This is a genomic window from Lentilactobacillus sp. (assembly GCF_040773105.1).
GTDB classification, from domain to species: Bacteria; Bacillota; Bacilli; order Lactobacillales; family Lactobacillaceae; genus Lentilactobacillus; species Lentilactobacillus parabuchneri.
This window is the reverse complement of record NZ_JAXGWW010000322.1, coordinates 1-1,738: the sequence shown is the minus strand read 5'-3', so window position 1 is coordinate 1,738 and position 1,738 is coordinate 1. Positions and strand designations below refer to the sequence as shown.

Sequence of the window (1,738 nt, the reverse complement as noted above, 5' to 3'; positions counted from 1 at the left end):
TCGGTAAGCATTCTTAGGAAAGCCACTCCAAACCGAAGAGGTTACTTCGGCGTGATTGATGTTGTTATTTGCAATGTAATTATTGACACTGCTTGCCCCCGCAGTGTGACTGAGTCCAAACAACCCGATTGCCGCAAATGATAGCGAGCAAAGGGCCGTTAAAATCGCTCTTTTCTTCAATTTAATTATTCCCTTCAGATCTTTTTAATTGTTTCGGTTTTAAGTTTCTTTAATGTTTATTATATTTTTACATAGCCGGATTTCGCTACAAACATTAATATAAACGATTTGTATGTAACAATTCAACCAACAAAAAAGCCCACAGACCGCGATATAACGCGACCCTGTGGGCTTTGGTGGACAAATTGTCAATCATATTAAGAGTTCTTGACAAAATCCTTAAATTCAGGCACAAACGACTGATATATCAACCGTTTGCCCCTGTAATAATTACTTATTGGAAAGCTTAGCGATGTGTAGCTTTCTCTGGCACTCTGGACAAATCCCGGTGACTTCCATTTGAGTTCCAGTGACTAAAAAGTCGGTTTTATCACGGGTTGTTTGTTGGACATGCTTGACCAACTCTGGATAATCATCATCAAAAATGTCGATAATTTTACCACAGTTTTCACAGATGGCATGGTAGTGGGGGACACCAAAGTAATCATAGCGGATACCGCCATCATTATTTGGCAGCTCAATGACCAAGCCATTGTCGACCAGCATCTTAAGGGTATTGTAAATTGTTGCCACACTTAAATTGGGCAGTTTAGCCTCAATCCCATCGCGAATGGTTTCAACGTCAGGATGATTATGGTGGGTAATTAAATAATCCAGAATAATCTCGCGTTGAGGTGTGATTCGGATGCCTTGTTTTTTAAGTTGGCCGAGTGAATGTTTAAGGGTTGCGTTAGTCATTTTGAAGCACCTCCATGAGGAGCGGTTGGCTCATTTATCTTTTCAAGTTTATTATAATTCATCCTGTACTTTAGAACAATTCTAATATGCTATTGAAAAATATTCAACCATGTCGACTCAACATTTACACTTATTTAGATTCAGTCCAATGTTTAGATGAGTTCAATGATAAAAGCAGATTCGGTCGTTTTCTTGAACCCAATCGATTGCAACTGCTCGGTTAGCTGAGGTGTTGGTTGGCTGACGGTCACGGATAGTTGTTCGAAAGTAAAATGATCCTTTGAAAATTGAATCGTTCGTTCCACAACTTCAGGTATGTAACGTTCGTGAGCTTGATCAACGATGAATTCAATTGAGCCGGTGTCAACTGGGGGTTCAAATCCCACCAGGCTGATGATGCCGACAAATTGATTAGAATTGGAGTCGGTCATCCCCCAAGTCAATTCCTGGCCGTTCATCACCCGCTGCATGATGTGATTGATATTTTTGACGGTATCTAAAATTTCGTTTGGCATTTTTTCAGCCTTGATGGTTGTGATGGTTTTCTTTGAATAAAGGTCATCCACTAATTTGACGGGCGTTTGCGTCAACCAATCCAAGGTGAGATGGCTGGTTAAAACAGGGTGGAATTTTTCAAATGACTTCATAAATTCAATTCCTTTCGTGAAAAAGTTTTCAAACGTTTGTTGGTTTGGATTTAGATGTGGCATAATGAGTATATAAACTTTTGTTGGAGGGACAATCTTGATAGAAAAATATTTGCTTGGAACCTACACTCGAAGAATCAGTAAGGGTGTTTACCAGTTAGAATTAGACACTG

At 39.5% G+C, this 1,738-nt stretch carries 2 protein-coding genes and 1 pseudogene; all 3 read right to left on the bottom strand.

The window, feature by feature from the left end:
- Window positions 1-180: pseudogene (locus AB3112_RS11300) on the bottom strand (N-acetylmuramoyl-L-alanine amidase); the annotation flags it as partial.
- Between the two features lie 270 nt (window positions 181-450).
- Window positions 451-918, bottom strand: coding sequence for a Fur family transcriptional regulator (locus AB3112_RS11295; protein ID WP_057910654.1), 468 nt, complete (start codon window positions 916-918; stop codon window positions 451-453).
- A gap of 152 nt (window positions 919-1,070) precedes the next feature.
- A complete protein-coding gene (locus AB3112_RS11290) occupies window positions 1,071-1,565 on the bottom strand; it encodes a GNAT family N-acetyltransferase (RefSeq protein ID WP_084974409.1) in 495 nt (164 codons plus the stop codon).
- Between the last annotated feature and the right edge of the window lie 173 nt (window positions 1,566-1,738).